Origin of the sequence: Cytophaga sp., from assembly GCF_051961495.1 — a bacterium.
Classification (GTDB): Bacteria; Bacteroidota; Bacteroidia; order Cytophagales; family Cytophagaceae; genus Cytophaga.
Genome location: NZ_JBQCDF010000060.1, coordinates 1 through 3,036 on the forward strand (window position 1 = coordinate 1; position 3,036 = coordinate 3,036).

Sequence of the window (3,036 nt, forward strand, 5' to 3'; positions counted from 1 at the left end):
AGCTGATATTGCCGATCTCTCTGTATAAAGATCCCTGAATAGAATAAGCAATATCATCCTTTGGATTTAACTGTATCGCTTTTTCAACATCTGCTTTAATGCTTGTACATAATTTAACACGCGCCGTACTTCCTTCATACATAGCCACGTTCCCCAATGCCGCTGCTCGCCAGGTATAACCATTACTATTCTGTGGTTCAATGGAGATACATTGATTAGCTGCTTTTTCCGCGGCTCTGAAATAAATTTCTTTTTCGTTCTTGAGTGCGATATCTCCGTAACAAATATTTGCCTTGGCAATTTTCCATTGCGCCTCTGCCTTGGAGGAATCAAGCTTATACCAGGCAATAGCATCCCGGTAACGCATCAATCCAAAGTATCTATCTCCATTGGCAATATTATCATTGGCATGTTCTACATTTCCGGCAAAAGAACCGAAAAGCATGTAGAGTATACCAGCAAACCAATATCGAAAAGAGTTACACATGCTTTTAGCAATTTAAAACGGTAGCCTATTTATTGGTGTAGACATTCGTTGTTTCGTCCGAATAAGCCGGTTTCTTGTTTTTTGTAAAATCGTATTGTTTATCAACAATGTAATAGTCGAAACCAGTTAACGTATCGACGTCTACATTCACCTGAGGGAAATTAAATTCCGCTTTCGTCATCTTATAACCATGTATCTCATTCTCAAATAAAAAATTCGTTTCAAATAAAACCGTTGAAAAAAAATAACTGTTATTTCCTACAATCCTTTTATTGATCTCATGGTAAGTAATATTAAAGGTTTCGTATTTTTTAATATTGAAATAAAAATTCAGGAATAACAATGCCTGAACAAACACTACTACTGCCAACAAATACCCGGCAGATATTTTTGCTATTGCATCTTTAAAAGGAATACAGATCAAAAACATCAGTACTATGGCGTAATAATTAAATGTTCTGGGAAAAGGAATTACAGAATGAATAATGAGCAATACAAATGGCGAAACAATAAAAATAATAAACATGCCCAATTCAAATTTCATTTTTGACTTAACAAGCATGTAAAATGAAATCGCCAGCAATAAGATCACAACCATGAAGTGAACACCCGTTATTTCCGTCAGTGTCCCGCTAAAAAATAACGGAAGTTTTTCAATCACTTCTTTCCTGCTGATGGGCAGCACGAATGTATTGCTTGTTAAAGCACCCACGCCATTCACAATGATAATTGGAGTATATAAAATAACAACCAAAACCACTATACCAAGATTATATATAATCTGTTTTTTAAGTTGAAAATTATTATTGAATAAAATCAATGCATTAAGTACTACAAAAGCATACAAATAAGAAGGCATGGTAAAGAAACCGAGTATACTACTAATACCAAATAAGATCCAATCTCTGTTATTATTTCCGTTAAAAATAATATTGTACGACGCCAGCAAACCAATAACAAAGAACAGCGCCACGAGACCATATCCGCGCGACATGTAGCTGTAATATACAGACATGAACAACATGGAAGCAATTCCTGTAACCAATAAGGCTACATTCGCAGAATATCTTTTCCGGAGAAAGGAATAACAAAGCAGCCAGGTAAAAAAAGAAACGAGTATACTGGAGATTCTCAGACAGAACAATATCGATACAAAAGGAATGTAGCGCGTAACGTTGGTTATCAATGAATGCAGTACATGATTATTGGGAGCCGGATAATAACACAGAGAAGACAGTGGTGATTTAGAAGTAAATTGAAGGTAAGTCCAGGCCTCATCATATGAAACAGGCATCCATAGCGCAAAAAACACCGCACTGATCAACGGTAGTATCAATATCCATTTAACTTCTGTATTCAGCAACTGAGCCAGTAATACCTGTAGATGTTCTCTGATATAAATATAAGCAGCAGAACTTATTGCCGTTATTCTGTCCAGATTTATAAATGCCACTGCCAGCATTACCGCTACTATCAGTAATACCATCTGCAGAATTAAAAATTTACGTTCGGATACAAGCGTCAGTATCTGTTCTTGTCGTGCACTTTCTCCTATTCTATCGATCAGATACAACATCGTTGGTTGATAACCATACAATATAGTTATACCCAAAGCAGCCAACAGAAATACTATAGCGATAACAAATAGTATCCGTAAAGCATATGTCATCGATACCTGCATCATCGGAAATCAGATAATTAAAAGAAAATTATTTATAATGAAAGAAGATACCTTTATCTAAAAGTGTCCATAAGCATGCCTTCATCTCCCCTGCTTTCAGGCAGTTGTTCGTCCAGCTGTTGCAAGTGTAAAACATGCTATAACTACCTTTTGCTTCGAAGAACAGATCGTTATTCCCATAAGACACATTGGGGATATGCTGATACTTTCCTGAAATATCGGTTTTAAAGCTTGCATGAACATATTCAATAATTCTTTTATACTGTTCTGCGGAAATAAAAACTTTCTTACAACGTTCACTTTCTTTCATGGATTTGTAAAAAGTAACGTGCATGGCTGATTCACCTAAATAAAAAAGTGCTTTGAACGCTGTTGCAGCGGTGAGGTCGCCCCAGGTAGGCGTATTCAGATAAAACCCTTTATCTCCCCAGCCCATAGACACATAGCTGAAATCTGTACTGCCAGCTTTCGTTTTTGACGGATCAATTACCCTACGCCAGTCTTGCTGATTATTTACTACCGGCAATACAATATCGGTATGGACTCCATTGGAATACAAATAAACTTCCACACAATTCTCTTCACATGCGATAGTATCTGTATTTACAGGTACATAAGCTAATGCCAAAGCAACAACAACATAAACAATTATAACAACAACCAGTATAGATAGAATCTTCAGCAGCATCTTTAATTTTCCGGTTACTTTTTTCATACTAAATCTTCAGGTGTATTGGCATTTTTAAATATATTCATCTGTGCAGGCTCTATCAATAAAAAGTCACTATTACTGATCTCAATACAGTATTTCAAACTGTGTTTTTTTAATTCTCCTGCTGCATACAACCAATAAAGTTTTTTCAATGCT

The 3,036-nt window shown here is 35.9% G+C and carries 2 protein-coding genes and 1 pseudogene; all 3 read right to left on the bottom strand.

Features of this window, described 5'->3' with window-relative positions; translation table 11 throughout:
* Positions 1–487, bottom strand: a pseudogene (locus ACTHJT_RS02930) (tetratricopeptide repeat protein); the annotation flags it as partial.
* Between the two features lie 25 nt (positions 488–512).
* Complete coding sequence (locus tag ACTHJT_RS02935) at positions 513–2,171, bottom strand: hypothetical protein (protein WP_440236249.1); 1,659 nt, start codon at positions 2,169–2,171, stop codon at positions 513–515.
* A 25-nt stretch (positions 2,172–2,196) separates the two neighbouring features.
* Positions 2,197–2,883: a TIGR02117 family protein gene (locus ACTHJT_RS02940; protein WP_440236250.1), complete on the bottom strand. Its 687-nt coding sequence runs from the start codon at positions 2,881–2,883 to the stop codon at positions 2,197–2,199.
* Positions 2,884–3,036 lie beyond the last annotated feature (153 nt).

Coding starts and splice junctions, on each gene's coding strand:
- ACTHJT_RS02935 (WP_440236249.1), bottom strand. CDS start 2,171: ATGATGCAGGTATCGATGACATATGCTTTACGGATACTATTTGTTATC.
- ACTHJT_RS02940 (WP_440236250.1), bottom strand. CDS start 2,883: ATGAAAAAAGTAACCGGAAAATTAAAGATGCTGCTGAAGATTCTATCT.